Origin of the sequence: Actinospica sp., from assembly GCF_035552695.1 — a bacterium.
Lineage (GTDB): Bacteria > Actinomycetota > Actinomycetes > Streptomycetales > Catenulisporaceae > Actinospica.
The window spans coordinates 1-3,247 of the sequence record NZ_DASZKT010000078.1 but is presented as its reverse complement, the minus strand read 5'-3'; the positions used below and the strand labels follow the sequence as shown (position 1 = coordinate 3,247).

General features: G+C 68.6%; 3 protein-coding genes. 1 reads left to right on the top strand and 2 read right to left on the bottom strand.

Annotation, left to right across the window (positions count from 1 at the left end; translation table 11 throughout):
- On the bottom strand, positions 1 to 1,070 hold a 1,070-nt coding region (locus VG296_RS10420; protein ID WP_325565431.1), incomplete at its 3' end, for a YncE family protein.
- Between the two features lie 1,068 nt (positions 1,071 to 2,138).
- Here VG296_RS10420 and VG296_RS10415 point away from each other — a divergent pair.
- The gene (locus tag VG296_RS10415; RefSeq protein WP_325565430.1) at positions 2,139 to 2,693 is read left to right on the top strand and encodes a polysaccharide deacetylase family protein; all 555 of its coding nucleotides are present in this window, start codon (positions 2,139 to 2,141) and stop codon (positions 2,691 to 2,693) included.
- A 327-nt stretch (positions 2,694 to 3,020) separates the two neighbouring features.
- On the opposite strand, the gene VG296_RS10410 is transcribed toward VG296_RS10415, so the two are convergent.
- The coding region (locus VG296_RS10410; RefSeq protein ID WP_325565429.1) for a DUF3040 domain-containing protein at positions 3,021 to 3,247 on the bottom strand (227 nt) is incomplete at its 5' end.

Here is a 3,247-nt window from a genome sequence, read left to right as displayed (position 1 = left end):
GCGTACACCTCGGAGTTGTAGCGGCCAGAGAGCCACAGGACCTTGCCGTCGGCGGAGATTCCGCCCATGTCCGGGCTGCCGCCTCCGGGGATCTGCCACTTCGTCTTCACGGCGTTCGTGGTGAAGTCCAGGACGCTGATCGAGCCCTCGCCGCGGTTGGTGATGTACAGGTCCTTCGAGTCCCGGCTGACGTACAGGCCGTGCGTTCCGGCGCCGGTGGGGATGAAGCCGGTGACCTTGAACTGGTCGCCGTTCAGCGTCCAGACCCCGTTGGAGGTCATGTCCGCGACGTACCAGGTGCTTCCGTCCGGTGAGATCTTCACGTCCTGCGGTTTGGCCCCGTGTTCCAGGTCGATCACGCCGAGCAGGGTGTGCTTGGCGGTGTCGACCTTGAGCAGTTGGCCGCTGAATTCGCAGGAGGCGATGAAGTAGCTGCCGTCCGGTGAGAAGTCGGCGTGGTTCACGCCCTCGCAGGGCACGTTGAGCGTGTCCTGGATCGCCATGGTGTGCGGGTCGCGGAAGACGATCTGCCGGTCGGCTTCCGCCATCACCATTGCGGATTTTCCGTCGGGAGTGAAGTAGAGGTTGTACGGGTCGTGTACCGGCACCGGTGTGCCGAACTGGCCGGTGGCCGGGTTGATCGGGGTGAGCGTGTTGCCCTGGTCGTTGTTGACCCACAGGGTCTTAAGGTCCCAGCTCGGTACGACGTGCTGCGGCTGCTCGCCCACCGCAACCGTGCGCACCACGTGGTAGGTGGTCGGGTCGATGACGGTGACGGTGTTCGATTCGGTGTTCGGGACGTACACGAAGCTCGGGTCGTTCTTGACCGCGGGCGAGAGCTGGTTGGGGCGGTCGGCCGCGTACAGGTCCGTCGGATCGTACTCGGGCATGCCCGACAGGGCGCCGGCGTGCATCCGAGCGTCCACCGCGCGGGCGCCCTGGCGCGGTCTGGCGGCCGCGGCGGTCCTCGCCGGGCGTCCCGCACTGCTCGCGCAGGCGGAGCAGGCCAGGACAAGGGCGGCGAGCGAGCCCGCACCGAGGAAGAAACGATGGCGTGAGTCGGTCCCCATCGCGCGGCTCCAAACTGTGTTCGAGGGCTGGGATACGGCCGGTCGCCTCGGCGGCAGAGCGCTGCCTGGGGCGAGCAGTTCGCGGGCGACCGCGGCGTGCGGGCGCGCGAGGGATAGATTGCACAGGGCACGACACTGTGTGTCCGGCCGCGAACATCGCAGCGGGGAGAGGAGCGCCCTGAGCGCACCCCGACTGCGCGGAGCGATATATCGAAGCAAATCGGGCGCGGTCACAGGGCGAGCCTAGGTGACGGCAGTTCAGTTCGGCCGTGTCTCTCATCCGACCGAGTGAGCCCCTCACCCGTGCGCAGCAAGGCCGATCGTTCACTGGTCGGCGTCACGTGCGTTCTGCCCGAGTCGGCGCACCGGGCATGAAGGCGCGCCGTGCCTGCCCCGGCGGAAGGTGGGGCATAACGATGGCGTTGTAGGCCGAACGTGTGAATCGCGCACCGCCGATTCCGCCATTTGCATCACTACTTCGACGCCACATGGATTGCATTGGGCAAAGATTGTCATTGCACACCGACGGCGGGCAGGTTCCCGCCGGCCGGACATCGCGAGGACAAGGAGCGAGACCCTCTTGCCTGCTTTACCGCGCTGATCCGCGGGTGTTCTGCCGCGGCATGAAGCGCCGGCGAACCGCGGCGAGACTCGGATCAGGATATTGAAAGCCCTGGTACCGCGTCAGCCCACGGATATGTGACCGAAATGTGGAGGGAGACCTGACCCGTGGGCGACGTCGGAGCACACGACGCCGAGCCCGAGCCCGTTGCGGGGCCGTGGCCGCGCCGGCGCAGCCTGCTTCTCGCCGCCGGTGGCATCGCGTTGCTGGGCTACGGGGAAACGGCGAGTAAGCCGGCACGCGATGTGGGGCGCCGACGGCAGCAGTCGGCCGGCAATACCGGGCAGCCTGCGCTCGACTCACATCCCGGCGCGACGCCGACAGCCCGCCGCGCGGGGACAGCGAACCCGGCGTCCTCCGCCGCGGCGAGTGCCACCGGTTCCACACCCCAGCCCTATGCGCGCGCGGCAGCCCGCCCGGTTTATCACATCGCGGACGCCGACCCGATGGCGATCGCACTGACCATGGACGACGGCCCGCACCCTCGCTACACCCCGCAGGTGCTCGAGGTCCTGGCGTACTACGGCGTCACGGCCACCTTCAACATGATCGGCCAGCAAGTCGATGCGAACCTCTCCCTGGTCCGCGAAGTCTCCGCGGCCGGACACACGATCACGAACCACACGTGGGACCACGCCGACATGCGCGCCTACCCCAAGGCCAGGGTGGCTGCGGAGATCGATCGGTGCAACGACGTGCTCGCCGCCGCGGGCCAGCACCCGAGGATCTTCCGGGCACCGTACGGCTACTGGACCCGAGAGATCCTGCAAGCCTGCGCCGCGCGAGAGCTCACCGCGCTCGGCTGGTCGGTCGACCCGCGCGACTGGGACACCGCGCACGTCACCACGTGGGACATCGTGCGCACCGTGCTGCGCCAGACCCGGGCGCACGACATCATCCTCGAGCACGACGGCGGCGGCGACCGCAGTAACACGGTAGCCGCACTCAAGATCTTCATCCCCCAGCTGCTCGACCGCGGCTTTCGATTCACCGCAGCCTGATATTCCAGCAGCATTCCGCTGTTCACGCTCAGCGCCCGACTCGCCGCGACCGATCTGCGCCGCGCCGCACGGCGAAGACAAGCAGCACCGCACAAGCACCCGTCCGTCGCCTCGGCCAGAGCGCGCGGATGCCCGGCCGCCCGGCGCGGCGAGCCAACCGCGGCCGGCCCCGCCAAATACACGCACGCCTGTTGGCGCCGCCGCCCGCGTTGAAACTGCGCGGCCACCCGCCGGGGTGCTCACCCCGTCGAGGTGAGCTGGAGCAGGCTTCCGATGGGACAGGACCACGCGCATCTGGCGATACGGCGGGCGAACGGGCCGGGCTGGTCACCGTGCGAACGCGAGGAGCAGGGCGAGCCCGACGCCGAGCAGGAAACCGAGCGCGTCGAAGACGAGCCATGGGCGTGAGAGCCTGCGTAGCCGTCGCAGTGCGCTGCGCCGCTCGAAGCGCAACAGTTCGCGGGCCAGGCCCGGGTCGCTTGTGGTGAGCTCCCGCTCGATGCCGTACAGCACGTCGCGGTCGTGCTCAGAAAGTCCGGCCACCGTCGCCTCCC

Bases quoted from the DNA above. Each gene is read 5' to 3' on its own strand.
- VG296_RS10415 (WP_325565430.1), top strand. From the start codon at position 2,139: ATGGCGATCGCACTGACCATGGACGACGGCCCGCACCCTCGCTACACC.